Source organism: Prevotella sp. lc2012, from assembly GCF_900107065.1.
In the GTDB taxonomy this organism is placed as follows: domain Bacteria; phylum Bacteroidota; class Bacteroidia; order Bacteroidales; family Bacteroidaceae; genus Prevotella.
Genome location: NZ_FNUF01000001.1, coordinates 223,375 through 248,678, shown reverse-complemented (window position 1 = coordinate 248,678; position 25,304 = coordinate 223,375). Strand labels below are relative to the sequence as shown.

The 25,304-nt window shown below is 49.6% G+C and carries 22 protein-coding genes and 5 tRNA genes; 8 read left to right on the top strand and 19 right to left on the bottom strand.

All coding sequences use genetic code 11. From position 1 onward, the window contains the following. The 3 genes from BLU99_RS01115 to BLU99_RS01105 all read left to right on the top strand — a co-directional run bounded on the left by BLU99_RS01115 (position 1) and on the right by BLU99_RS01105 (position 2,515). Positions 1-345, top strand: a complete 345-nt coding sequence (locus tag BLU99_RS01115; RefSeq protein WP_091899336.1) for a hypothetical protein — start codon at positions 1-3, stop codon at positions 343-345. A gap of 10 nt (positions 346-355) precedes the next feature. Further along, the gene (locus BLU99_RS01110; RefSeq protein ID WP_091899335.1) at positions 356-2,326 is read left to right on the top strand and encodes a YgiQ family radical SAM protein; all 1,971 of its coding nucleotides are present in this window, start codon (positions 356-358) and stop codon (positions 2,324-2,326) included. A 115-nt stretch (positions 2,327-2,441) separates the two neighbouring features. Beyond that, positions 2,442-2,515: transfer RNA gene (locus BLU99_RS01105), tRNA-Arg, on the top strand. Between the two features lie 454 nt (positions 2,516-2,969). Here BLU99_RS01105 and BLU99_RS01100 read toward each other — a convergent pair. The 5 genes from BLU99_RS01100 to BLU99_RS01080 all read right to left on the bottom strand — a co-directional run bounded on the left by BLU99_RS01100 (position 2,970) and on the right by BLU99_RS01080 (position 9,264). Next, on the bottom strand, positions 2,970-3,584 hold the full coding sequence (locus BLU99_RS01100; RefSeq protein WP_255397400.1) for an AbgT family transporter: 615 nt from the start codon (positions 3,582-3,584) through the stop codon (positions 2,970-2,972). Continuing rightward, complete coding sequence (locus BLU99_RS01095; RefSeq protein ID WP_091899333.1) at positions 3,574-4,293, bottom strand: DUF5932 domain-containing protein; 720 nt, start codon at positions 4,291-4,293, stop codon at positions 3,574-3,576. Before BLU99_RS01095 ends, BLU99_RS01100 begins: the two co-directional genes overlap by 11 nt. Continuing rightward, entirely contained in the window at positions 4,275-7,493 is a 3,219-nt protein-coding gene (locus BLU99_RS01090; protein WP_091899332.1) for an ATP-binding protein, read from the bottom strand. The genes BLU99_RS01095 and BLU99_RS01090 overlap by 19 nt, the downstream gene beginning before the upstream one ends. Positions 7,494-7,556: 63 nt before the next feature. Further along, complete coding sequence (locus BLU99_RS01085; protein ID WP_091899909.1) at positions 7,557-8,225, bottom strand: bifunctional 4-hydroxy-2-oxoglutarate aldolase/2-dehydro-3-deoxy-phosphogluconate aldolase; 669 nt, start codon at positions 8,223-8,225, stop codon at positions 7,557-7,559. 16 nt (positions 8,226-8,241) lie between these two features. Continuing rightward, positions 8,242-9,264: a sugar kinase gene (locus BLU99_RS01080; RefSeq protein WP_091899331.1), complete on the bottom strand. Its 1,023-nt coding sequence runs from the start codon at positions 9,262-9,264 to the stop codon at positions 8,242-8,244. A 187-nt stretch (positions 9,265-9,451) separates the two neighbouring features. Here BLU99_RS01080 and BLU99_RS01075 point away from each other — a divergent pair, with 187 nt between their 5' ends. The 4 genes from BLU99_RS01075 to BLU99_RS01060 are packed head-to-tail and all read left to right on the top strand — an operon-like array spanning position 9,452 to position 14,181. Next, positions 9,452-10,519, top strand: coding sequence for a LacI family DNA-binding transcriptional regulator (locus tag BLU99_RS01075; RefSeq protein ID WP_091899330.1), 1,068 nt, complete (start codon positions 9,452-9,454; stop codon positions 10,517-10,519). 18 nt (positions 10,520-10,537) lie between these two features. Beyond that, a complete protein-coding gene (locus tag BLU99_RS01070; protein ID WP_091899329.1) occupies positions 10,538-12,031 on the top strand; it encodes a UxaA family hydrolase in 1,494 nt (497 codons plus the stop codon). Between the two features lie 36 nt (positions 12,032-12,067). Next, positions 12,068-13,351: a Na+/H+ antiporter NhaC family protein gene (locus BLU99_RS01065; RefSeq protein ID WP_091899328.1), complete on the top strand. Its 1,284-nt coding sequence runs from the start codon at positions 12,068-12,070 to the stop codon at positions 13,349-13,351. A gap of 2 nt (positions 13,352-13,353) precedes the next feature. Beyond that, the gene (locus BLU99_RS01060; protein ID WP_091899327.1) at positions 13,354-14,181 is read left to right on the top strand and encodes a hypothetical protein; all 828 of its coding nucleotides are present in this window, start codon (positions 13,354-13,356) and stop codon (positions 14,179-14,181) included. A 27-nt stretch (positions 14,182-14,208) separates the two neighbouring features. On the opposite strand, the gene BLU99_RS01055 is transcribed toward BLU99_RS01060, so the two are convergent. The 5 genes from BLU99_RS01055 to BLU99_RS01035 form a co-directional block, all read right to left on the bottom strand. Then, positions 14,209-14,856, bottom strand: a complete 648-nt coding sequence (locus BLU99_RS01055) for a glycoside hydrolase family 25 protein (RefSeq protein ID WP_255397436.1) — start codon at positions 14,854-14,856, stop codon at positions 14,209-14,211. A gap of 273 nt (positions 14,857-15,129) precedes the next feature. After that, the gene (locus BLU99_RS01050) at positions 15,130-15,603 is read right to left on the bottom strand and encodes a DUF4625 domain-containing protein (protein WP_091899326.1); all 474 of its coding nucleotides are present in this window, start codon (positions 15,601-15,603) and stop codon (positions 15,130-15,132) included. Positions 15,604-15,615: 12 nt separating this feature from the next. Continuing rightward, positions 15,616-16,032 carry a hypothetical protein gene (locus tag BLU99_RS01045; protein ID WP_091899325.1) on the bottom strand — a complete coding sequence of 139 codons (417 nt, stop codon included), beginning with the start codon at positions 16,030-16,032 and terminating at the stop codon, positions 15,616-15,618. A 35-nt stretch (positions 16,033-16,067) separates the two neighbouring features. Continuing rightward, a complete protein-coding gene (locus BLU99_RS01040) occupies positions 16,068-18,158 on the bottom strand; it encodes a TonB-dependent receptor (protein ID WP_091899324.1) in 2,091 nt (696 codons plus the stop codon). A 42-nt stretch (positions 18,159-18,200) separates the two neighbouring features. After that, positions 18,201-18,533 (bottom strand): hypothetical protein, encoded by a 333-nt coding sequence (locus BLU99_RS01035; RefSeq protein ID WP_091899323.1) that lies wholly within the window; start codon positions 18,531-18,533, stop codon positions 18,201-18,203. Between the two features lie 199 nt (positions 18,534-18,732). Here BLU99_RS01035 and BLU99_RS01030 point away from each other — a divergent pair, with 199 nt between their 5' ends. Further along, positions 18,733-20,001 (top strand): clostripain-related cysteine peptidase, encoded by a 1,269-nt coding sequence (locus BLU99_RS01030; protein ID WP_091899322.1) that lies wholly within the window; start codon positions 18,733-18,735, stop codon positions 19,999-20,001. Between the two features lie 12 nt (positions 20,002-20,013). On the opposite strand, the gene gldE is transcribed toward BLU99_RS01030, so the two are convergent. The 9 genes from gldE to BLU99_RS00985 all read right to left on the bottom strand — a co-directional run bounded on the left by gldE (position 20,014) and on the right by BLU99_RS00985 (position 25,269). After that, a complete protein-coding gene (gene gldE, locus BLU99_RS01025) occupies positions 20,014-21,333 on the bottom strand; it encodes a gliding motility-associated protein GldE (RefSeq protein ID WP_091899321.1) in 1,320 nt (439 codons plus the stop codon). Between the two features lie 2 nt (positions 21,334-21,335). Further along, positions 21,336-21,749 carry a single-stranded DNA-binding protein gene (locus BLU99_RS01020; RefSeq protein WP_091899320.1) on the bottom strand — a complete coding sequence of 138 codons (414 nt, stop codon included), beginning with the start codon at positions 21,747-21,749 and terminating at the stop codon, positions 21,336-21,338. Positions 21,750-21,767: 18 nt separating this feature from the next. Then, on the bottom strand, positions 21,768-22,313 hold the full coding sequence (locus BLU99_RS01015) for a hypothetical protein (RefSeq protein WP_091899319.1): 546 nt from the start codon (positions 22,311-22,313) through the stop codon (positions 21,768-21,770). 27 nt (positions 22,314-22,340) lie between these two features. After that, positions 22,341-22,413 (bottom strand) — tRNA-Gly (locus tag BLU99_RS01010). An 85-nt stretch (positions 22,414-22,498) separates the two neighbouring features. After that, positions 22,499-22,582, bottom strand: a tRNA-Leu gene (locus BLU99_RS01005). A 24-nt stretch (positions 22,583-22,606) separates the two neighbouring features. Beyond that, positions 22,607-22,688 (bottom strand) — tRNA-Leu (locus BLU99_RS01000). A 49-nt stretch (positions 22,689-22,737) separates the two neighbouring features. Further along, positions 22,738-22,810, bottom strand: a tRNA-Gly gene (locus BLU99_RS00995). Positions 22,811-22,993: 183 nt separating this feature from the next. After that, complete coding sequence (gene nspC, locus BLU99_RS00990) at positions 22,994-24,181, bottom strand: carboxynorspermidine decarboxylase (protein WP_176771031.1); 1,188 nt, start codon at positions 24,179-24,181, stop codon at positions 22,994-22,996. Then, on the bottom strand, positions 24,124-25,269 hold the full coding sequence (locus BLU99_RS00985) for a hybrid sensor histidine kinase/response regulator (protein WP_091899317.1): 1,146 nt from the start codon (positions 25,267-25,269) through the stop codon (positions 24,124-24,126). The genes nspC and BLU99_RS00985 overlap by 58 nt, the downstream gene beginning before the upstream one ends. Positions 25,270-25,304: the final 35 nt, after the last annotated feature.

The following is a 25,304-nucleotide window of genomic DNA, read 5'->3' as shown; positions in this document are numbered from 1 at the left end:
ATGAAAATTCAAGCCAATTCATCCGGTACCCGGAGTATCGAAGTGACAGAGACCCATCTGCAGACCATCGAGAAGTATCAACTTTTCCGCGACCTGATCGACTCTAACGGTTATGTTGACGAGCCCGTTCTTGATAAGCTCCGTCTGAATAGCCGTTCACTACTAGAGGGTGATGCCGGTAAAGATAAGGATCTGCTCGACCTCTGTCTCGACGTGATCTATCACCCGAATATGAAAGCATATGGTCTCCAGCAACTGGTGCTGCTATACATCAACTGGAAGAACCAGACAAACGATGACCTGGGGATGACCGCAAGGGCTGTTCAAGGTACCCCGTTCAATTAAATAACGAGACATGGAATACAGGCTGACGGACTTTCTGCCAACGACAAAAAAAGAACTCGACCTCCGTGGATGGACTGAGGTCGACGTGATTCTCTTTTCAGGAGATGCTTATATCGACCACCCCTCATTCGGTGCGGCCGTCATCGGACGTACCTTGGAGGCTGGCGGGTATAAGGTGGCTATCGTCCCGCAGCCTGACTGGCATGGTGACTTCCGTGACTTCAAGAAACTGGGACGGCCACGCCTCTTCTTCGGTATCGCACCGGGATGCATGGACTCGATGGTCAACAAATATACGGCCAACCGACGCCTTCGTTCTGAAGATGCCTATAGTCCAGACGGAAGGCACGACATGCGACCGGAATACCCGACCATCGTCTACTCTAAGATCCTCAAACAGCTCTATCCCGACGTACCTGTCGTCCTTGGTGGCATCGAGGCCTCTCTGCGCCGTCTCACCCACTATGACTACTGGAAGGATAAGCTCCAGCCGTGTATCCTCTGTGATGCCGGTGCCGACATCCTGATATATGGCATGGGTGAGAAGCCCATCCTGGAACTGGCCCGACAACTGGCGGAAGGCCGTTCCATCCATGATATACGTGACATCCCACAGACAGTCTTCCTATCCCGAAAGGACGAGATTCCGGGAGGTATACGCGACAACGATCTGGTGCTGCATAGTCATGAGGAATGTGTTCGCAACAAACGGGCACAGGCTGAGAACTTCCGTCATATCGAGGAACAGTCGAACATGATGCATGCACAGCGCCTGCTGCAAGAGGTCAACGGACAATATGCGGTGGTCAACCCACCCTATCCGCCGATGACCACCGAGGAGCTCGACGCCTCGTTCGACCTGCCATACACCCGTCAGCCCCACCCGAAATACAAAGGCAAGCGTATCCCGGCCTACGACATGATCAAGCACAGCGTGAACATCCATCGCGGATGCTTTGGCGGCTGCGCCTTCTGTACCATCTCCGCCCATCAGGGGAAGTTCATCTCGTGCCGCTCGAAGGAGAGCATCCTGAAAGAGGTGAGACAGGTCACGCAGATGCCCGACTTCAAGGGTTATCTCTCCGACCTCGGAGGACCGTCGGCCAATATGTACGGTATGGCAGGTAAGAACAAGAAAGCCTGCGAGAAGTGCAAACGTCCGAGTTGTATCCATCCGCAGGTGTGTCCGAACCTCGACACGAACCACTCCCGTCTGCTCGATGTCTATCACGCCGTAGATGCCATCCCGGGTATCAAACGGAGCTTCATCGGTAGTGGCGTACGATACGACCTGCTGCTACACCGCAGTAAGGACGAGGAAGCCAACCGCGCCGCCCTGCAATATACCAGAGAACTGATCAGCCGCCATGTGAGTGGTCGCCTGAAGGTGGCACCGGAGCATACCAGTGAACGGGTGCTCTACCTGATGCGTAAGCCCTCGTTCAAGCAGTTCTATGAGTTCAAACGTCAGTTCGACCGCATCAACCGTGAAGAGAACCTCCGCGAGCAGATCATACCCTACTTCATCAGTTCGCATCCTGGTTGTCAGGAGGAGGACATGGCAGAGCTGGCGGTCATCACCAAACAACTGGACTTCCATCTGGAACAGGTACAGGACTTCACGCCTACGCCGATGACCAATGCCACAGAGACCTGGTATACGGGATATGACCCCTATACGCTCGAGAAGGTCTTCAGTGCGAAGACACCTAAAGAGAAACTGGCTCAGCGGCAGTATTTCTTCTGGTACAAACCGGAAGAGCGTCGGAATATCGAACAGAGCCTGCGCAGGATCGGTCGTCCCGACCTGATCAAGCAGTTGTATGCAGGCTCATGCCCCTTCGAGCAGCGTCCTCCGAAAACGAACCGCCCGCAAGAGAGCCATAAGACAAGACCTTACCCGCAAGACAACCGTAACTCGAAGCCTTATCCGGAGAAGAACCGTAAGGACAAACGAGGACGGGATCGCCGTCGCCCCTGACAACAGGTCGCCTTTTTTTGACATTTCAAGTGGGAAAAGTGCACTATTCTCTGCATTCGCTGCTTGAAAATTTGGCGGATTCCGAAAAAATGTCTAACTTTGCAGCCGATTTGTTGGTTCGGTAGCTCAGCTGGATAGAGCAACTGCCTTCTAAGCAGTAGGTCTTGGGTTCGAGCCCCAACCGAATCACATCACAAATTTATATCTGAATGCAAATCCCTGATACTCCTATGAGCGTCAGGGATTTTGTTATTGTTTTTACGACAAGATCATATCCTCTCATCATGTATGCACCGTCATCTATTTATGTCAGATAATACGTCTTCAGGATGTGCCATAGGCTTCCGTAAAAGTAAAACAAGTTGTTTTGGTGTGTTAGAGACCGTCTCTATGAATCACACAAGGCATCTCCACGACAGTAAAACAACTTGTTTTACTTTTTGACTTGACGTTTCTTTATCTGGAAAAGCCTATCTCCAACAATATAACAGATGTCTGTTATGACTAAGACAAAAGGGACCTGCCTCACGGTAAGTCCCTTAATTAAAACTAAACAAATACTTTATGAACTCATGTTGAGAGAGTTTTCTGCGTGCAAAGGTAAGTAGAAATAAGAAATGCTACAATACCTAAAAATGATGTTTTATCCGAAGACAAAACGTAAGGACTCATAGAACTGTATGAGAAGAATGTAAAGGACAAACAGGACGGCTCCCCTCTCGATACCGAAAGACATGGCATGGATGATGGATGAGAGGGATTTCAGGCGTCCAGACACCACCCCGTAGGTGATGGAAAACACGCAGATACCGAAAGCAATGATGGGGACAAGACTGCGACTGAAGGCCGACGGGAAGAGATTACCCGTTGCCGAGAGGAGGATGGCATGAGGCGGGAATGTCAATAACGCAATCAAGCCCAGGTAGATCAGAAGGGAGACGGTGGCCACCCTGAGGGCCAGACGGTCGCGGTAGTTACGCTGCCAAGCCGTCAGACCACTCTTCTGCAGACTGCCGATGGCTATCAGCGCCAGCAACAGCCATACGAGCATCGGTGATGCGATGACACTGGTGAAAGAGCCGAAGAACCAGCGTATGCCTTCCGATGACAGGAGGGAGCGTATCCCCTCTGTCATGGTCGTGGAGAGGATCCACGAGAGAATGATCAGTAAGGCCTCGGCACACAACAGCACAGAGGCGATCACCCCTACCCCCTCCTTGGTCAGGAAAGACATATATCGCTCGTACCTACTCTTCATCAGGCTCCAGGTTATCGATATCAAGGATACGTAACTCAAGGGCACGTACGACCAGACGCGTCGCATTGATGCCACTACTGCCCTCTGGGAAGAGCTTCTGGATCAGTTCGTTCTGACGTTTCTCAAGACTCTTCACTCCAAAAGGCATGCCACGCAGGTTGGTGATCTGCTCCTTGGTGTAGCCAAGGGCGAGATGGCGCAGGAAGCGTTCGTCATACTCGTCGATCTCATAATTGACGAGAGCCTCCTGTTTCACGAGTTGTCCACTGACGGCAGCCTTGAAGCGCTCCACGATCTTCTCGAGGATCGGCTCGTTGAACACCAGTTGCTTACCGTCCATCACGGCGTTCACATCGCGGCGGGTGAGCAGCTCTCCTGTCTTCAGGATCACACCGTCGGCACCGGCATCAAGCACGTCGACCCACAACTTCTCATTGAGGATCTCACCAGTGAAGATCAGCACCTTGACATCGGGATGCAACTCCTTGGTATGCCGACAGATCTCCACGCCGATGGTTGTCGAACCACCCAGACCCAGATCCAGAAGCAGGAGGTCGGGTTTCTGCTGTTTGATTAGTCGCCAATATGCTTGTTCGTTCTCTGCCGTTCCGATGACCTCTGCCTCAGGGATATCATTACGAATGATGCCTAACGTTCCCTTGAGTTCAAGAGGCACGTCCTCAACGATTATTACTTTGAAGTTTTCCATACGCTTGGTAATGTTATTATCATATTTGTTGTTCCATTGATTATGGTGGCATAGATACCACAACCACGACGGTTAGTTGCCTCACCGTGGTCTCTGACAATCTGCCGACATAGCAGATAAGGGATATGCTCCTTGGAAGGGGCGAACAGCAGGGATACCTGTTCCTCTGTCATCTCCAGGGCCGGCATCGGGATCAGCACATCGATATAGGCCTTCTCCTTCTGGCGGAACGACATGTCGAGCTTCTTCTGTCCCGACTGTTTCCTGAGGATATCAAAGAGATAACGTATCAGGGTCTCATCCCCGAGGATCCTCACCTCCTCACGACCGTCGTCCGCAGGAGCGAGGACGATGGGCTTTAGATGGAGCTTGGTACGTTCTACCTGTCGGGTGGCCTGCAGACTGAGTACGCCATACAACTCACGGTAATAGTCGGTCACCTCGCACAGAGAGTCGTTATCGCCTACCTCCAGTAATTGCTGGATCCTACTGGGATAATACATCGTCTCATGCTTCAGAGTCGAGAGACAGTTGTCCAATACCGCGTTGGAGACATGCAGGTTGTTATCCTCCTGCTCCGCCTTCCGGAGCTCATCGCCCAGCAGTTCCAGGTCCGTCTGGCGTTGCTGCTCTTTCAGGAAACGGTCGTAGAGACGATGACGGTAGTACAACAGGTAATAGGCAGGCACGATAGACACTAGCATCAGAATAAGCAGGATGATGGCGATGGTCTTGTTCGTCTGCGACTGCTGCATGGTACGGCAATAGTCACCGAGCGTGTTATCTGCCGACATCTCCTTGAACAGCTGCGTGTAGATACGGTTGTTATAGGCATAGAGCTGCCACTGATGCAGGGCGAGCGCCGCCACGGCACTCTCATTACGGATATCCAGAATGATATTGTAGTTGATGTCCAGACTGTCGTGGAACCACTTGATCTCCGGTGCGAGCATCGACAGGTTCCCCATCTCTCGCATCAGATAGCGGCCATGGGGCTCCAGCTGACGATAATGCTTATTCAGATAGTAGCGGCACGAGTCGGCAAAAAACAAGGTCCGTTCATAGGTGCCGTTGATATTGGAAAAATAGGCGGAATCGGCATAGGCACTGGCCCGTGTCATTGTCTCGTCCATCGCAAAGATGTCTGACGCCTGCGCCCGGGTAACTCCAGATACCCAAAGACCAACAAACAGCAACCAATAGCCGACAGAACGCATGACACCTTTCGGCAGACGGAAGAACAGGCGACTGCCCTTGCCCAGTGTGCTGGTCGCATCAATGGCACAGACAGAGAAGAGCTGGCTCACCTTACGATATTTCTCAATGATACCCTTGCAGTTGAGCAGTCCGAAGCCATGCTCCTCCACAATCTTATGGTCGAAGAGATGACTAAGCTGTTCTTCGCTCATTCCTGCACCGGTATCCTCGACGGAGATTTCCACATACTGCTGATCCAGAACGGCAGACAGGCGGATCTGACCACCCTTGTCCGTGAACTTACGGGCATTGTCGGCCAACGTGTTCAGCATGAAGAGCGTCAGCACCCTGTCGGCCTTGACCACAGCGTCTGTCGGCTCTACCATCAGCTCCACACCTTTCATCTGAAAGGCGGTACGACTCTTACTGATCATATCAAAGAGGGTCTGTAAGGGGAAGCTCTCGATCTTCAGACTCAGTTCTCCCTGCCTGAGCTGGATCCAGTGAGTGAGCACATCGTTATAATCCTCGATCTGATCGGTCAGCTCACGGATATAATCGACATTCCCACCATGGGGTGCCTTTAACTCATGGATAATACGGTCTATAAAGGGAGTCACACTGTTGACCAGCGAGATCTTGGCCCGCTGCTCCAGGTTACGCCGCTCACTGGTCTCCAACCGGAGCAGTTGGGCGTTCAACTCTTCTTGTTTCTGGTCAAAGAGATCGTCGGGTTGGTCCTCCTGACTGTGCCTTTTGTTCATGTGATTGAACAGCCAGAGGAAGAAAAGCAACAGGACGATCGCGATCACCACGGCAACCAGCATCATATTCAACTGGGTGACGGTCTTCTCCAACAGACTAGCTCGAGCTTCTAACTGCCGGTCCTGACGGGTGGTCTCCTGCAGGTCGAGGTAGAGATTTCGGTTGTAGTCGCTCTGTTGTTTATCGTCTATAGCGGCATAAGCCACACTCATCTGCTCACGGATACTCGCCACCAGGTCGGGTGCCTGGTTGATGATCGTATCGGAAAGAGCCTGCTCAAGATTGTTGAGTGCCGACTCATAATCACCCGTCTGTCGGTAACAGGAGGCCAGCGTTCGGTAGGCGCCGGCAATCTGGTATACATCTCCGTATGTCTCGAAAATATAAAGCGCGTTCTCCGCCAGGACACCCGGCAGGTCCTCGTCGGCAACATTCTCTGGATTGATGAACTTCGACGCCGGCAGGTTATCAGCTATCAGCTGTTGCCGGTCGTGCGGATCGGTCAGATGCTCAGAGAGAGCCTCAAGGGCATTAGCGGCAAAATAGGGATAGTTGCCCTTACGTGCCAACAGAAGACAACGCATGAGATGATCGAACTCCTGTTGGTTGATCTCCTTCTGTGTTCCTTCTGTGATGATGCCGCCGGCACCGACATTATAGAGATAGTTCAGGTATTGAGCCGTGTCTTTCTGTACCTCATCGGGGTTAATGGCATACAAGGCCTCGATGGACTGTTCTTCCAGTCCTACATAATAGTAGTACGTCGAGTTGACAATAGCAAACTCCGTCTCGGCATAGAGCATCCGCTGACGGTCATGCTCAGAGAGCTGATCCCACTCCTCATGGATACGACGCACCGCATGGTCGGCCCTCTCACGGAACTCATGGAACTCACGGTTCCTGGAACGACGCTGACAAAGACGCATCTGCTGCACATAGGCAATCAGTATCTCAATCTGATTGTCGGTCATCTTTGGTACCTCCGTCAGCAGTCGCTCCGCCTCGTCATACTGCATCCTGACAATATGGACGAAAGCCAGATTGTTCATGGCTTCGGCCTTGCCGGCATGATAGCCATCGGCTTCATGATAGGCGCGCCGGGCATACGACTCCGTGGAGTCGGCATCCCGATAGTGATAAGCATAGGAGATATCATTCAGCCTGTCTATCGCCCGTCTGTCTGTGCGAGAACATGCTGAAAAGAGAATGACTGAGAGAACGATTAGCCAGAGTCTCATAGTTAGAAACACCCCTTCCACCGACTTCTGTTGACAGACAGTCAGGCGGAAGGGGTATATGGATTATGCACGAGCCTTTGCTACGTAGCCAAGAGCCTCACGACACTTGTCGGTGACATACTGCCAGTCGCCGGCTTTCACCTTGTCTGAGGGGAAGAGTTTTGAGCCCATGCCTACACAGAACACGCCGGCCTTGAACCATTTAGTCAGGTTCTCCTCGTCGGGCGACACACCACCGGTCACCATGATCTTCGACCACGGCATCGGAGCCTTGAGCCCCTTCACCATGTTCGGACCAACGACATCACCAGGGAACACCTTTGTCAGGTCACATCCCAGTTCCTGTGCCTTACCGATCTCGCTGACTGTCATGCAGCCCGGGCAGTAAGGTACCAGACGACGATTGCAGACGGGAGCAATGTCGGGGTTGAACAGGGGACCTACGACGAAGCAGGCGCCTAACTGTAGATAAAGAGCAGCGGTCGGGGCATCGACCACCGAACCGATACCCAGGGCCAGTTCAGGACATTCTTTGTCGGCCCACTTCACCAGTTCACCAAATACCTCCTGGGCGAAGTCGCCACGGTTGGTAAACTCAAAGGCGCGGACACCACCCTCATAACAGGCCTTGACCACATTCTTACATGTCTCCAGATCCTTATGATAGAATACGGGAACCATACCCGTGTCACCGATCTTCTTCAGGACGGCTATCTTATCAAACTTTGCCATAATATGACTCGCTTTTTTATCTTTGTACTCGACCATTAGCACTACCACCGGCAAGCGCCTCTACCTCGTCAATGCTGACCTGATTAAAGTCACCATTGATCGTATGCTTCAGAGCTGAGGCTGCCACAGCGAACTCCAGAGCCTCGCCCTGTGTCTTCTTCGTCAGCAGACCGTGGATAAGACCACCAGAGAAGGAATCACCACCACCCACACGGTCGATGATCGGATTGATCTCGTAACGCTTACTCTGATAGAACTCCTTACCATCATAGATCAGAGCCTTCCAACCATTATAGGTGGCACTGTAGCTCTCGCGGAGTGTAGACACCACATACTTGAAGCCGAACTCCTGCATCATCTGCTTGAAGATACCCTCATAACCTGCTGCATCAGTCTGACCGCCTTCCACGTCGGCATCGGGCTTGAAACCGAGACAGAGCTCTGCATCTTCCTCGTTGCCGATACATACATCCACATACTTCATCAACGGACGCATGACGGAGATAGCCTTCTCCGAGGTCCACAGCTTCTTGCGGAAGTTCAGGTCTACAGACACCGTAACGCCATGGCGTTTAGCAGCCTCACAGGCCAGCTTCGTCAACTCTGCGGCCTTGTCGGAGATGGCTGGGGTGATACCACTCCAATGGAACCACGCTGCACCTTCCATTATCTTGTCAAAATCAAAGTCGGCAGGAGAAGCCTCTGCAATGGCAGAATGGGCACGGTCATAGATCACCTTAGACGGACGCATCGAGGCTCCTGTCTCGGCATAGTATAGCCCGATACGGTCACCACCACGAGCAATATATTCTGTGTTCACCCCATAACGACGCAGAGCGTTCAAAGCAATCTGTCCGATCTCGTGCTTGGGAAGCTTGGATACATAATATGCATCATGTCCGTAATTGGCTACAGAGACTGCCACGTTTGCCTCACCGCCACCTGGAATAATCCGGAAAGACTCACTCTGAATGAAACGGTCATTGCCCTGGGGCGACAGGCGAAGCATAATCTCGCCCAATGTTACAATTTTAGCCATTGTTTTTGATTTAATGATAGATTTAACTTGTTAATTTCGTTTGCGAGGACAAAGGTAAGGACATTTTTCCAAACTACCAAATGTTTAGTATGAAAATACTTACGGAAACGTTTTCTGACAGATTATTTAAAAAAGTAGTGCATATTCTCAGATTTTCTTTGTACCTTTGCCCCAAAAAGGGTGAAATATGCCAAAGGAGAATATAACCATTAAGGACATTGCCGCTAGAGCGGGTGTCTCAACAGGAACAGTGGACCGTGTGCTACACAACCGTCCCAACGTCAGTAAGTCGTCTCTCGAGAAGGTCAACAAGGCCTTGGCAGAGATGGACTACCGTCCCAATATGTATGCCTCTGCCCTCGCCTACAACAAGACCTACGACTTCTATATCGTACTGCCCAAGCACGAACAGGAGGCTTATTGGGACGAGATAGAGGAAGGGGCCCAGGCATGTACTGATTTCCGCCGTGATTTCGGTATCTCACTGAAGTTCGTCTATTACGAGCGCTTCAACCACCAGTCGTTCACGAAGATGGCCCGTGAGCTCTTCACGGCTAAGATCGACGGGGTGATCATCGTGCCCTCCACGCTCGAACAGACCTCTCGTTTCACCCAAAAGCTCATGGAGCGTAAGATTCCTTATGTGTTGCTCGACTCCTATATGCCCGACCTCAAGCCCTTGGCCTTCTTCGGACAAGACTCATTTGCCAGCGGCTATTTCGCAGCGCGGATGCTGATGCTCATCGCCTCCAAGGAAAAGGAGATCGCCATCGTCAAGCAGACACGCGACGGAAACGTGGGATCCAAGCAGCAGGCTAACCGGGAGACAGGCTTCCGTCACTATATGGTGGATCACTTCCCTGAGATCAAGATCTCGGAAGTAGACTTGCCGCTTGACGAGGAGCGCAAGGAATACGACACCATCCTGGAGAAATTCTTCAAGGCTCATCCTCAGATTCACCATTGTATCACCTTCAACTCAAAGGCACACCTCGTCGGGGAATTCCTCCAGAGAAGCAACCGTCGGGATATCCAAATCATGGGCTACGATATGGTGCATAAGAACGAGGAGTGTGTTCGACAAGGCAGCATTTCGTTCCTCATCGCACAGCACGCCTACCAACAGGGATATGCCAGCGTGAACGCTCTCTTCGAGGCTATCGTGATGAAGCGCGCTGTCACACCGGTCAACTATATGCCTATCGAGATTCTGACAAAGGAGAATGTGGCCTTCTATCGTAGGACGGCCATATAATCCAGACTGACCTCACGCATGGAATTAACTACTTATATAAAAATTAATCAGGCAGACAGCGTCGTCGTGTGTCTGCAAGACAAAAGAAAAGGGGCTATCATCGAGGTAGATGGGCGACAGATAGTTGTCAACCAAGATACACCTGCCGGACACAAGATACTCATCAACGATGTGTCTAAGGGACAGAATATCATCAAATACGGGTACCCCATCGGACACGCGATGGTTGATCTGAAGGCGGGCGACTGGGTCAATGAGACTAACCTGAAGACCAACTTATCCGGCAAACTTGAATACACATACTCCCCTACAAACGAGCAACTTAATATCAAAAAAGACAACCGTACCTTTAAGGGCTATCTAAGAAGGAACGGTGATGTAGGTGTGCGTAATGAGATATGGGTCGTGCCGACGGTCGGATGTGTCAATGGGATTGCCGAGCGACTTGTTCAGGAACTAAGACGTGAAACCTGTGGCGAAGGGGTTGACGCCATCTATGCATGGCATCATAACTACGGTTGTTCCCAACTGTCCGACGATCACGAGAACACCCGGAAGGTGCTCCGTGATATCTGTCTGCACCCCAATGCCGGTGCCGTCCTGGTGCTCAGTCTGGGATGCGAGAACAACCAGCCTGACGACTTCATGGCGATGCTGGGCGACTATGACCAGGATCGTATCAAACTGCTCGTCACCCAGAAGGTGGAGGATGAGATGGAGGCAGGCATGGATATCCTGCGGGCACTCTATGAGACAGTCCGCCAGGATCAGCGCGTGACCGTACCAGTCAGCAGACTACGGGTCGGTCTGAAATGCGGTGGCTCCGACGGATTCTCTGGTATCACGGCCAATCCCCTTATAGGTGAGTTCAGCGACTGGCTGGTAGCACAGGGAGGCACATCCGTCCTGACAGAGGTGCCTGAGATGTTCGGGGCTGAGACCATTCTTATGAACCGTTGTCGTACTAAAGAGCTCTTCGAGCAGACGGTCTCGATGGTCAACAACTTCAAAGACTATTTCCTTTCGCACGGCGAACCGGTCGGCGAGAATCCGAGTCCGGGGAATAAGGCCGGTGGCATATCAACCCTCGAGGATAAGGCGTTGGGATGTACGCAGAAATGTGGAAAAGCACCTGTGAATGGTGTCCTAGAGTATGGCGATCGTCTGCAGCACGACGGTCTGAACCTGCTCTCGGCTCCAGGCAACGATCTGGTGGCTGCCACGGCACTCGCCGCCAGCGGATGCCATCTGATACTCTTCACAACAGGACGTGGCACTCCCTTCGGTACTTTTGTGCCAACCATGAAGATCGCCACGAACCCCGACCTGGCACGCCGGAAAGCGGGATGGGTCGATTTCTCTGCCGGTCAGCTATTAGAAGGACGCTCCATGCAGGAACTCGTTCAGGAGTTCATCGACAAGGTGATCCGTGTGGCCAACGGCGAACTGTCGAAGAACGAGCAGAATGACTACCGTGAGATTGCCATCTTCAAGAGTGGCGTAACATTATAAGACAACAAAACAAAAGACAACATAACTAGACTTGAGATCACAAACATGAAAAAAGGACTTGTCGCATTATCACCACTAATGGTGTTTGTCGCCTTCTATCTGGTCACCAGCATCATCGCTGGCGACTTCTATAAAGTACCTATCACCGTAGCATTCATGGTATCGAGCATCTATGCCATCGCCGTCTTAGGCGGGAAACCGCTGATGTCACGAATCAACGCCTTCAGTCGGGGAGCCGCCACGGAACAGATGATGCTGATGATCTGGATCTTCATCCTGGCCGGCGCCTTTGCTCACTCTGCAAAGGCCATGGGCTGTATCGACGCGACGGTCAACCTAACCCTCAGTCTGTTGCCACCACAGATGATCCTGGCCGGTCTATTTCTCGCCGCCTGCTTCGTATCACTCTCCATCGGTACCAGCGTGGGTACGATAGCGGCCTTGGTACCTATCGCGGCCGGTATTGCCTCGGAGACTGGCACCGACGTGGCACTGATGACAGCCATCATCGTCGGTGGCTCGTTCTTCGGCGACAACCTCTCTTTCATATCTGACACAACCATTGTGGCCACACAGACACAGGGCTGCCGACTAAGCGATAAGTTCCGTGTCAATGCCTTCCTGGTGTTTCCTGCGGCCATCCTGATTCTTGGTATTTACCTGTTGATTGGACTTCACGTGAGTGCCCCACAGCACATCCCGCAAGTGGAATGGGTGAAGGTTCTCCCCTATCTGGTCGTTCTGGTAACTGCCATCTCCGGCATGAATGTCATGGCCGTACTGACTTTGGGTACCCTACTAACTGGTGGTATTGGCATCCTAACGCACTCCTTCGATCTGTACGGATGGATGGGGGCTATGGGCGACGGCATCCTCTCAATGGGTGAGCTGATCATCGTCACAATGATGGCCGGAGGCATCTTGGAACTAGTCAGGCAACAAGGAGGTATCGATTTCGTGATTCGCCAACTGACCCGTCATGTCAATGGTAAACGGGGAGCAGAACTGAGCATCGCTGCCTTGGTGGCACTGGTCGACGTGTGTACGGCAAACAACACGGTAGCTATTCTAACCGTTGGTGGTATCGCCAAACAGATTGGCGACCGTTATGGCGTCGACAACAAGAAATGCGCCTCTATCCTCGACACCTTCTCCTGTGTCATGCAGGGGTTCATCCCCTATGGTGCACAGATACTGATAGCTGCCGGTCTGGCGACACTAAACCCCATCGCAATCATTCCCTATCTCTATTACCCCTTCGCCTTGGGAGTGGTAGCGATCATGGCTATTCTCTTCCGCTATCCTAAAAGATATTCATAGTCATGGACATCATACAGCGAAACCTTTTCAGATTATTGAGGAGCGGCGTCTTCCATACGACAGAAGAGATAGAACCGATGTCTGTCTGCAAATGGGAACGTGTGTACCAGTTATCTTTCCTGCATGATATCATCCCTTACTGTTATCAAGGACTGCTCCGCTGCAAGGATCAGTTCTTCCTACATCTAACAGAGAAACAATGGGCCGAATGGAAGACGACTGCAGAGAAGACTGTCAAACAACCGGTGACGAACGAACAAGAAGAGGACAGTTTCCTGCGACCTGACCATCTCACCAACCCGCTTCTGAACAGTCGACTACAGCGGATACTCGACAATGAGGATTCCGACATCGCCACACGCCGCCTGTTACTGAAGATGATCAGGGTGATTCGTCATATCCTGAATGAAGGACTGCCCATCCGGCAACTGCTGGAGTTGGGCATCTACCTGCGGCAGCATCATCAAGAGATGGATTACGAAATGTTAGGAAGATGGATTGATGACCTCCGCCTGACACAGATGGTACAACTGGAAGGTGAGTTCCTGATACGGTTCTTTGGGTTTGAACAGCACGAACTGCCTTTCCTACAAGAAGGAAAGGATATTCAAGTGGAGAAGATCGCGAAAGAACTGGTGGATTTTGCGAATACCCGTTCAAAGGACTGGTATTTTATGCAAGGCAATGAAAATATCTTCGTACACAGTAACACCTCAGCCATCTTCAGTCATATACGCCGTTCCGCACGATATTTCCATTACTACCCTTCTGAGAGTGTCACCAATTTCTTCTCATCATTCCTGCACTCTCTATCACACATCGAGGAATAAGTACGTTGGCTACAATCCGACGATGACTCAGTGGATATACCGGATATCCCGCAGACTATGAAATCCCATAAAACGACTCTTATCCACAAAACCATTGATACCGAAGATCCGTCCCTTACTAGTGTATTGCCACATCGTGATATCTCTGTTGTCGGCCAAGACTGGTTCCTCCTCGGTATACATGGCAATCATCAGTTTATAATCGTCGATCTTTCCGAGCAGATGCTTATTGTAGAAGTTCCGGAACGTGTAGAGCAAAGGCTGCTGACAGTAGGTCCTTTCAACCATCCCCAGAAACTTGAACAGTGAGTCGCAGAAGATGTCCGTCGGCAGACCACCTGTCGTCTCTATGTCTATCATCGGTATCAGGTCTTGTTCACTTGGCAGGCACTGGGTCTTGAAGTTCTCCAGCTGCTGCTGCAATGGGGCCTTCGGACGGAAGAAATGATAGGAGCCAACCTTCAGACCGTAACGATGGGCCAGTTCGATATTACGTTCATACCGTTCATCAATCCGGTCGCCCCCCTCCGTAGCCTTCAGATAGACATACGCCAACTTGGTATTCTCGCCAACCGTCTCCCAGAACACCTGGCCCTGATAATGCGACAGATCGATACCATGAACATGCTCACAGGTATCCTCACACAGGATCATAGGCTGATCGTCCTGCGGCATATTCACCGGTCGAAGTCTTGCGATACGCTTGACGGGTCTGTGTCTCCTACCTTTCTTAACCACTCGGTGGGTTTTGTGTCGACCATGTAGCTTCCTACTTCTTGAACGGTGGGCAGACACCTCCCCTACGGTCATCAAAGCAATTAGTAATACCAATAATATAGAGAGTTTCTTCATGATGTTCTGGTTTTGCGGGGGCAAAATTACAAATATACGAGTGAAACACAAAAGAAAAAAACATTTTTCAATGGCATTTCACTCGTATTAACAACCCTACTCTGTAATCTTAATGGCAACAGCCTTAAGTTGCTGCCAACCGGCACGGTCTGTGAGACGCACCATGAAATGGTAATCACCGGGATCAATGTCAGCAGGGATGGGTATATCTATCTTGGCATCGTACTGTCTCAGTCCTGTCGGAATGGCAAAATCCTGATTGTAGACCCACGGCTTGACCGGTTGTTTCAAAGCATCCATCGGACACTCTACCGATGAGGTGCTATGTGTGTGATGATCGAAGTTGTTGTGAATCTCGATATTGTAGGTACCAAGTTCCGTATCATCGGTGAAAAAGTAGTTGAAGGGGATGCTCCCACCACGCTGATAGACCTGACAGTCGATAGGATTAGCGGTGATTCCCTGATCGGTAATGATGGGTTGAGACATGTCCTTTGCCTCGTCATCGTCTGAACTGCTGCACGCACAGAGTGCGCACAGCAGTGAGAGTGATATTACAGTTTTCTTCATTTTTATTTTGGATTATTCGTCGTCGTCATCTTCCTCCTCAGTGATACTCTTCTTGGAGGTGGTGGTGAGTCCCTGTCCATCGGTGACGCTCATCTCCAGGATATCACCTTCCTCAACATTCTTGTCTGCAATATCCATGTGAACATGGAATCCGTCGATATTCAGTACTCCGATATACTTGCTATCTGTAACAGCCTGGCTTGCCTTGACGGTACCGTTTTGCCCGGTAATGGTCAACAGGATAGATGCTGTACGGCCTTTGGCCACCACGTCTGCCTGCACACAGAGTACGTCATCCTCGATATTTGCCTCGTTGATGGTGATCTCTGGAGCAGGCAACTTATCGTCGTCATCGTCGCAAGCGGTAAAACTGAGAGAGAGAACACACAGGAGAGCCATCATCAGGCTCATATATATATACTTTTTCATAATTGTCTTTTTGTTTTTAATACATTATCATTATTCTAGAACTCCACCCCTATCATCATCGAGAAGTTACGTCCCGGCTCGGGCACATCTATCAGCCGATAATAGCTGGTGTGGTCGAAGTAACGCTTATTCAACAGGTTGTCTGCATGAAGCGCAATCTTCAGGACACTACCACCCAACGGGAATTGCTTTCCTGCCGAGAAATTTAGTGTCCAATGCCCGTCTGTGGGCTTTTCCGGTGGTACAATCTCATTCTGTTTTCCAACGACATGGGCGTTCAGACTTGCAAAGCCCTTACCATGATAGTCGAAGGAGTACTTGATGGTTGCATCAGTCGACCATGGTGTAGAGAACGGCAAGGTATAGCCTTTCTTCTCTCCCGACTTCTGTTCGGCATACAGATACTCGCCTTTCAGTTCCGCCTCCCAATGGGATGTTATCATCCAGTTCATCTGCGCTTCCACACCATAGCGCAGCACCTCGGCCTGCATATAGTGATAGAGTTGCAGTCCCTCGACATACTGTGCCGTCGGGTTCAGATAGATGTAGTTCGGGAAGTAGTTCAGATAAGGATCCACCTGCACACACAACACCTCATTGTCCCAATGCAAACCAAGGTCGACCTGATACGACTCTTCAGGCGCCAAATCGCTATTGCCTCGCTCATAGCGGAAGATATGATAGTTGATACCATCAGCGCCCAACTCCTTCGGAATAGGTACTCGGAAACTCTTTCCGATATTTGCCTTGAGCACCCAACCACCGGTGGCGTAGTTCACACCTGCCGACCACGTGACACTGTTGAAGTGCCGACGGAGGTTGGCAGAACGCTGTACGTAGGCCGAGTCGCCATCGAACGTAGGCGTCAGAAACCAGTCATTGTAACTATCAATATGTGTATAGGCATGATCATATCGAATGCCTGCATTCAGCTTCAGACGCTCATTCACGGTATAACGGTCAAAGGCATAGGCGCCCAAACTCAACGTCGAGAAATCTGGGATGATGAATCCCCAACCTGCACGACGATTATACTGATATTCGCCGTTGATGCCGGTACTCAACTCATGATGCTCTCCTAATGTCAGGCGCAGTCCCAGATTAGCCGTGTAAGTGCTCTTGTTGAAGCGACGCTCCAACGGACTGTCAGGTTTGGGCATATAACCATGACTGACAGGCTCCGACCGTTCCTCACGCAGGTTGTTCTGATACGCGAGTTTGGCCTCTACCATCAAAGACTCACTACGCCATGTCGTATGACTAAGTACCTTCAGATGGTTCACCCACTGATAAGGTAGATCGATATCCCGACGATGACGGTCGTAGTCGATATCACTTAACCGTACTTCCAGTCCATGAGCATTGGCGAAGAAGCCGCTCTTCGAATATGAGTCAGACACGCGTATGTCGGTGTGGAAGTTATAACCAGCATAGCCCAACATCACACTCCCATCACGCTCCAGACCTGCGGTGTTACGCAACCGCCTATCCTTCAGCTTAATATAATAGGAGTAATACTGGATACTATCCGTCGGCACCTGATAGTCGGCATAGTCGATGAGCGTCATGATGGCACGGTAGAACCATTTGCCAGACCGTCCACCAACCTTCGCCGACAGCCCCAACTGTTCGTTATTAGAACGACCGAACAGTTGAACTGCTCCTTCCGTCTTCTTGGTCGGTATATGATTGGCGTAGAGGTTCAACACGCCACCGATGGCATCACTGCCATAGAGCAGTGCTGCCGGTCCCTTAATGACCTCTGCACGGTCCACGGCAAACTGGTCGATCTCAAGTCCGTGGTCGTCGCCCCATTGTTGGCCCTCATGTTTGATACCATCCTCGGTAACAGCTAACCGGTTGAAGCCCAAGCCACGAATAGTTGGCTTCGACTGCCCGGAACCTATGGCCATCGCCTTGATGCCTGGGACACCTTCGAGTGTCTGCATCAGACTTCCTGCAAAATTCTGCTGCAGATAATCATGGCTGATCTGCACAGCCGACTGCGACGTACGCATCTGGAAGTCACGCTGCCGTTGACCAGTCACAGTCACCCCGTCAAGGGCAATTGTGCTGTCGGCCGGTGCACAGGTCCACATAGCCGCAGCCAATAAAGCTATGATCATATTGGTTGTTTATTTGAAAAAATGAGATTGTACCTTATTCTTTCAAACAAACGGAGGAGCACGAAGGCTAACCACACCGCACACCCGAGGGGTGTATCGGCATATGAAACTGGCAAACGTCTGTTCGCCATATTTATTAATAAACAGCACGACCACCGTTGTAGCTGTCAGCATAGACAACGTCAGGAACTGACAGAGCACACACTGGTGCATCTGTCCATCATACTGCGTCATGTGCCCGCCGCAGTGATGATGCACGCAGGCAGCACATGCCGTATCTGTGGTCTGGGTGGTCTCGTGAATATGGAGAGACGACAAAACAACCATTGGCAGGAACGCTGCCAACAGTATCCAAGATGCAATATATCGCTTCATCCTCAGATTCACGCTTGCAAAGGTACAAATAAGCGAGAGAAAAACCAAATTTATTTGAGTTTTTTCCGAGCAGAAGCACTCTTAACGAAGTTCTAAATTATGAAAAGTTGAGCATAAAAAGAGAAACATGTTTCTTTTTTTTGCCGAGACGGAGTATTTATTAATTAATATTACTACCTTTGCAGAAAAATAATGAAATATGCGTAAATGTCTATTCATATTGTTTGGCTCATGCCTCTTCATTGCCTGTCATCATCATAACGATTATCCTGTCGATGAACAGTCAGAGCGTACCGTTCTTGTATATATGGCAGCAGAGAATAATCTCAACTCGTTTGCCGCAAGTGATTTGGAAGAGATGAAAACCGGTTCAAAATCGCTTGACAAACGACATAATCTCATCGTCTATGTCGATCAGGCCGAGACCACCCCTCCATATATCGCAAGAATCAAGAATGGTGTTCTTGTCGACTCCGTCAGTATGGAAGAGAGTTTCACAGCTGATCCTGCCGTAATGGAGAAAGTTCTGTCCTATACCAGACAGACCTATCCAGCCGCTTCTTACGGACTGGTACTCTGGGGACATGCATCGGGCTGGCTTGTCAGCAACGACTCCATCCCCTATGCCGCCAGTCGTGCCTACGGCGGAGACACGGGCAGAAATACCTCATCAAGTTCCGGCAAATATTGGATGAATATTCCGTCGATGAGTCGGGCTATTGCCAGAGCCATGGGCGACAAGGCCCTAAAGTTCGTGTTTGCCGACTGTTGTAATTTCAGTTGTGTGGAAGTGGCCTATGAGTTGCGTCACGTGACGGACTATGTGATCGGTTCGCCGGCAGAAATTCCCGATAAAGGGGCTCCGTATGACATAATCGTACCCGATCTGTTCAATTCCAACGAGCTATTCTACCGCACTTTGACAGACCATTATTATAACTATTATCTGGAAGAATACAAGAGCAATTCCAATAAGTATTACAACTATATCCCTGGCGACCTGAAAGGTTATAGTGTCCCGCTGTCAACCTTTAAAACGTCCGAGTTGGAAGAGTTGGCACAGGCTACAGCAACCATCCTTCATACAATAGCAGACAGACTGGATGTGCAAGAACAGAGCCCTCTTGACTTTGATGCTATGACCTATTATGGCGTCTACAGTAACAACCGCTATGCGTATGACATGCGACAGATGCTGTTAGAGAATACAGCGGATAAAGACTTTAACGTGTGGAAAAAAGTCTTCGAGAAGGCCGTTCCCTACGCCATTTTCTCTGCACGCTGGATGACAAACAGTTCCTTGCTAAGTGCGAACATGGAACAATTCGATATAAAAGCATCTGAGAATGGATGCGTCAGCATGTTCTTCCCAAGAAACACCTACCGATTGACCTCTCCTATATGGAACACCACCATCCAGAGCTATCAATGGAACAATGTCATCAGGTGGCAACAGTACGGATGGTAGACTATAGAAAGACTACGCTTCTGCAGAATCGTGGATAATGACTTTCACCTTTGAGATACGATGACCATCGAGTTCCGTTACCTCAAAGGTAAAATTCTTATAGTCTATACGCTCATGAAGGTCTGGAAAATCGCCCTTGATCTCCAAGAGCAATCCAGCCAGTGAGTCGGCATCGCCCTCCACCTCCTCGAAAGTCTCATCGTCGATATCCAAGATCTTAAATAGGTCACTCAGCAACGTCTTACCTTCGAAGATATAGGTATTGGCATTCAACCGTACATAACTTTTCTCCTCGTCGTCGTACTCGTCGTTAATCTCACCGACGATCTCTTCAAGTACATCCTCAAGGGTGATGATACCACTGGTACCGCCAAACTCATCGACCACAATAGCAATATGCACCTTGTTCTCTTGAAACTCACGAAGCAAATCATCGATCTTCTTTGTCTCAGGAACGAAATAAGGTGGCCTGATGAGCGACTGCCAACGAAAAGAGGCAGGCTTCGACAGATGAGGCAATAGGTCCTTGATATATAAGATGCCACGGATATTATCGATAGAGCCCTGATAGACAGGGATACGGGAGTAATTGTTCTCCACGATACACTTCAGAACATCAGAGAAAGAAGACCTAAAATCCAAATCCACCACATCCTGACGACTTGTCATCACCTCTTTGGCTGTCTCGTCACCAAAGCGAACAATACCCTCAAGCATATTCTTCTCTCCTCTCAATTCATTCTCATCGGTCAACTCGAGTGCTTGCTCCAAATCGTCGACACTCAACACATGACTCTCCTTCTGAACCACTTTCTCTGCCAACATACCCGAGCGAATCAGTATTGATGATAAAGGATAGAATAGTTTGCGAAGATGAATAATCCCACTAGCAGAGAAACGACAGAATGCCAAAGCATGCTGACCGGCATAGACCTTCGGCATAATCTCACCGAAAAGCAAGAGAAGGAATGTCAATAGGACCGTTATCACCAGGAACTGCAACCAATAGGCAATACCAAAATCAATGACATGATCAAAGAAATAGTTACAGAGCATGATGATGGTAACATTGACCAAATTGTTGGTAATGAGAATGGTAGCTAGTGTACGCTCTGAATCTGCGCGCAGAGCGCTAATCTGCTTATCATGCTCATTTTTCTCCTCGTCAAGGTCGTTTAGATCCTTTGGAGATAATGAAAAGAAGGCAATCTCTGAACCTGAGGCATAACCAGAGAATACGAGAAGCAGACAGGCCAACAATCCTGCCACGACTGCTCCCATGGTGGGTTCTAGAAAATGAACTTCACTGAGTATCTGTTGAAGATAATCCATGCTTAGAATGGCAGATCCTTCTCAGGATGATTGTCAGGCTGGGGCGCCTCCATAGACTCATTCACCGTGGCACCTGTTGCTGTGGCAGGTTTCGGACTTAACAGCTCAATATTGTCGGCCCATATCTCAGTCACGAAACGACGCTGCCCCTGCTTATCATCATACGAAGTGTAGCGAACACGACCCTCAACATAAAGTTTGTCTCCTTTATGTACATATTTCTCAACAATCTCAGCCAGCCGACGCCACAGAATCACATTATGCCAGTCGGTATGATCCGGCACTTGCGTTCCGTTCTGAAGTGTATAACCACGCTCCGTCGTTGCCAAACGCAAACGGGCAACAGCGACCCCCTGATCAACATAACGTACTTCAGGATCCTGACCAACATTACCAATAAGCATTACCTTATTCATAGACTCCTCCTTTCTTAATTATGCTCGTGCCTTTCCAAGATAACGGAACTTGAAATTCTTTCCTTTCGCAGAAGGGAACTGACTACGTTCGTCGACACGGTCACGAAGATGCTCGATGATACGCTCATAGCAGTCCATGCCAGAATTGGCCTTCAGTTGAGCGACAAATTGCGTATCACGGTACTGAAACTTACCTGTTCCAGGTATCAAAAGTACACGCTTGAAATCGAGCATGCCTTCATACCATCCCGGTCTGATCTCATTCAGTCGTGCCACTGCTGACGTCACAGGTTTCGCTGGTACACCATCACTGGCAGAATGCACAGCCTTCTTATCTTTGAAATCCTGCATGGTAGCAGCCTCCGTCTTTATAATGATAAAATAGACACGGGGATGAATCTTATATCTTTTAGGATAGAACACATCACTCGCAGCATATTCACGGATATCTGCCTCTAACATGGGGTCCATTTCTATCTCGTCAATGGAACGTAGGAAATCGATAGCTTCATCAACTGTGGAAACTAACGTTTCACGGTCAAAATATCTTAAATATAAATTCATCTAAAATTGTTGTTTTCCTAATATAAGAGCGGAAAACGGGACTCGGACCCGCGACCCCAACCTTGGCAAGGTTGTGCTCTACCAACTGAGCTATTTCCGCCTGTCTGCGACAGTCAAGATTTTCGGCGGCACCTCTGTATAAAAGTAAGTTCTATACGGTCGGCTTGCGCGAAAATTCTGCCATGTGAAGAGGAGGAGACTCGAACTCCCACGTCGCAATTGACACTACCCCCTCAAAGTAGCGCGTCTACCAATTCCGCCACCTCTCCAACAAACACGTTGAATAAAAAGAGTGCCCAGAACAGGACTCGAACCTGCACGCCTCGCGGCACACGCACCTGAAACGTGCGCGTCTACCAATTCCGCCACCTGGGCATTTTTACATTAAAGCCAATCTCTAATGCCTCTTTTTGTTCAAGATGTGAGCGGAAAACGGGACTCGGACCCGCGACCCCAACCTTGGCAAGGTTGTGCTCTACCAACTGAGCTATTTCCGCTTATTTTCTTCTGAAAACAATCAGCATTCTCAACAGCGCTTCAGCATAAAAACTTATTGTTCTGCTCTCGGCTTGCGGGAGAATTCCGCGCTTTCTAAAAGGCATTTCTCTAAATGCGAGTGCAAAGGTAATGCTTTTTTCGGAACTGGCAAAACTTTTCAGACATTTTTTTCTAAAAAAGTTCTAATCCATCCGATTTTTGTAATCCTGATAGCCAAACTCACGCAAAATCTCCAACTTCCCGTCCATATGAAGCATAGCAATGGCCGGATGAGAAATGCCATTAAACATATTTGTCTTCACCGTTGTATAATGAATCATATCTTCAAATATCACCTCTTCACCGATCTGCAACTCATGATTAAACTGCCAGAATCCCATATAGTCGCCACTCAGACAACTGTTGCCACCTAATCTATAGAGATGGCGGTTGGCTGTCGATGATAGTGTATTGTCATCAACGTGGATGGCATAGCGGACATCAGGGAAATAAGGCATCTCGAGACAGTCGGGCATATGACAAGTGAAACTGACATCCAAAATGGCGGTCCTGATACCTTTATCCTCCACGACATCCACCACATGAGATACCAGAGGTCCGGTCTGCCATGCGAAAGCACTGCCAGGTTCCAGTATCACCTTCAGCCACGGATAGCGTTCATGGAAACCGCGCATCAAAGAGATTAACCGTTCCACATCATAATCCCGACGTGTCATCAGGTGGCCACCTCCGAAATTAATCCATTTCAACTGAGGGAACCAACGCGAGAACTTCTCTTCGATATGTACCAGCGTGCGCTCGAATACATCTGCCCCACTCTCACAATGGCAGTGACAATGAAACCCATCAATGTCCGTCGGTAGACGCTCAGGCAACTTATCCGCGGTAACACCGAAACGTGTCCCAGGTGCACAGGGATTATACAACATGGTGCCCACTTCAGAATACTCTGGGTTAATACGGAGACCAAGCGACACATCCTTGACACGGTGATGGTAGCGCTCATACTGTGAGAGCGAATTGAAAGTCAGATGCGAAGAGCGACGTGCAATCTCATCAATCTCATCATCCGTATAAGCTGGCGAAAAGGTATGAGCAGGTGCCCCGAATTCCTCATATGCCAAACGAGCTTCCGAGAGTGAGCTTGCCGTGGTGGCATGAATATACTCACGAATAATTGGGAACGTCTTCCACAAGGCAAAAGCCTTAAAGGCTAGGATAATCTCTATATCTGCTTTCGCCGCAACACCAGCGATAAGCTTGAGATTGCGGCGAAGTTTCGTTTCTTCTATTATATAAATAGGTGTGGACATTATTCTTTCTTTAGTGGGATAAGAACATTGAACGTACTCCCCTGTCCTTCGACGGATTCTACTGTACACATACCACCATTCTTCTGGGCAAAGTCCTGACACAACAGAAGTCCGAGACCGGACCCCTCCTCACCACCGGTACCATAGGTTGTCTCACCCTTACGGAAAATCGAATCAAGACGGTTAGCTGCGATACCAACACCATGATCCCGTACGCTCACCTTGGCATAATCACCTTCCTGCCGAACTACGATGTCGATAGAAGAGTCCTCTGGGGAGAACTTAATAGCATTGGAAATAAAATTCCGGACTACGGTCTTCAACATATCATTGTCGGCCCTGACCACCAGATGTGTGTCCGACCCTTGCAGGTTCAGTTTGATTCGCTTGGTTTGTGCGATTATCTCGAAGATATCGACAACTCCAGGAATGATGTCGTTTAAGTCAAGATCTTGTTCAACAACGTTCAGTCGACCGGTCTGACTCTTCGTCCACTTCAGAAGGTTATCCAAGAGATCATGCACCTCCTCCGACTCTCTATTGGCCTTGTCCAGCAACTCATACAATTCCGGTCCAACAAGTTCCGGTGTCGTGGAGGCAACTACCAAGTTCAGTACCATACGTATACTGGCCATAGGTGAACGTAGATCATGCGCAATGACAGAATACATCTTGTCACGGTTGTTAAGCGTAGCACGAAGTTCTTCGTTCTGATGTTCGATGATACGCTTTGCAGCCACAAGTGATATCTGCTGTGTGACACGCATGACCAGCTCCTCCTTATTGAACGGCTTTGTCAGAAAGTCACTTGCACCCACCTGGAAACCATGCACAAGGTCTGTCGGCGTGTTCAGTGCCGTCAGGAAGATAATAGGTATATCCTTAGTTTCCTCGTCTTTCTTCAGGATAACAGCAGTATCAAAACCACTGATGTCTGGCATCATCACATCCAGAAGAATCAAGTCCGGATGCTCTTTCTTGGCCATCTCAATGCACATGTTTCCATTATTGGCCGTACAGACTTGGAATTTCTCATTCGTCAATAGGATCTTTAGCAGCAGCACGTTACTGACTACATCGTCGACGATAAGTATTTTATACTCACTACGGTTGATTTTAGACTCTAAGCTTTCTCCAGCATCCATTTTGGGTCAGTATTACATATGTGTTTGCAAAAATA

Excerpts from the sequence above, each read along its gene's own strand:
- BLU99_RS01115 (WP_091899336.1), top strand. The coding sequence starts at position 1 with ATGAAAATTCAAGCCAATTCATCCGGTACCCGGAGTATCGAAGTGACA.
- BLU99_RS01045 (WP_091899325.1), bottom strand. The coding sequence starts at position 16,032 with ATGAAAAAGTATATATATATGAGCCTGATGATGGCTCTCCTGTGTGTT.
- BLU99_RS01090 (WP_091899332.1), bottom strand. The coding sequence starts at position 7,493 with ATGAGACTCTGGCTAATCGTTCTCTCAGTCATTCTCTTTTCAGCATGT.
- BLU99_RS01055 (WP_255397436.1), bottom strand. The coding sequence starts at position 14,856 with ATGCCGCAGGACGATCAGCCTATGATCCTGTGTGAGGATACCTGTGAG.
- BLU99_RS01040 (WP_091899324.1), bottom strand. The coding sequence starts at position 18,158 with ATGATCATAGCTTTATTGGCTGCGGCTATGTGGACCTGTGCACCGGCC.
- BLU99_RS01020 (WP_091899320.1), bottom strand. The coding sequence starts at position 21,749 with ATGAATAAGGTAATGCTTATTGGTAATGTTGGTCAGGATCCTGAAGTA.
- BLU99_RS01015 (WP_091899319.1), bottom strand. The coding sequence starts at position 22,313 with ATGAATTTATATTTAAGATATTTTGACCGTGAAACGTTAGTTTCCACA.
- BLU99_RS01110 (WP_091899335.1), top strand. The coding sequence starts at position 356 with ATGGAATACAGGCTGACGGACTTTCTGCCAACGACAAAAAAAGAACTC.
- BLU99_RS01030 (WP_091899322.1), top strand. The coding sequence starts at position 18,733 with ATGCGTAAATGTCTATTCATATTGTTTGGCTCATGCCTCTTCATTGCC.
- BLU99_RS01070 (WP_091899329.1), top strand. The coding sequence starts at position 10,538 with ATGGAATTAACTACTTATATAAAAATTAATCAGGCAGACAGCGTCGTC.
- BLU99_RS01095 (WP_091899333.1), bottom strand. The coding sequence starts at position 4,293 with ATGGAAAACTTCAAAGTAATAATCGTTGAGGACGTGCCTCTTGAACTC.
- BLU99_RS01085 (WP_091899909.1), bottom strand. The coding sequence starts at position 8,225 with ATGGCAAAGTTTGATAAGATAGCCGTCCTGAAGAAGATCGGTGACACG.
- BLU99_RS01035 (WP_091899323.1), bottom strand. The coding sequence starts at position 18,533 with ATGAAGCGATATATTGCATCTTGGATACTGTTGGCAGCGTTCCTGCCA.
- BLU99_RS01080 (WP_091899331.1), bottom strand. The coding sequence starts at position 9,264 with ATGGCTAAAATTGTAACATTGGGCGAGATTATGCTTCGCCTGTCGCCC.
- BLU99_RS01050 (WP_091899326.1), bottom strand. The coding sequence starts at position 15,603 with ATGAAGAAAACTGTAATATCACTCTCACTGCTGTGCGCACTCTGTGCG.
- BLU99_RS01075 (WP_091899330.1), top strand. The coding sequence starts at position 9,452 with ATGCCAAAGGAGAATATAACCATTAAGGACATTGCCGCTAGAGCGGGT.
- BLU99_RS01060 (WP_091899327.1), top strand. The coding sequence starts at position 13,354 with ATGGACATCATACAGCGAAACCTTTTCAGATTATTGAGGAGCGGCGTC.
- BLU99_RS01100 (WP_255397400.1), bottom strand. The coding sequence starts at position 3,584 with ATGAAGAGTAGGTACGAGCGATATATGTCTTTCCTGACCAAGGAGGGG.
- BLU99_RS00985 (WP_091899317.1), bottom strand. The coding sequence starts at position 25,269 with ATGGATGCTGGAGAAAGCTTAGAGTCTAAAATCAACCGTAGTGAGTAT.
- gldE (WP_091899321.1), bottom strand. The coding sequence starts at position 21,333 with ATGGATTATCTTCAACAGATACTCAGTGAAGTTCATTTTCTAGAACCC.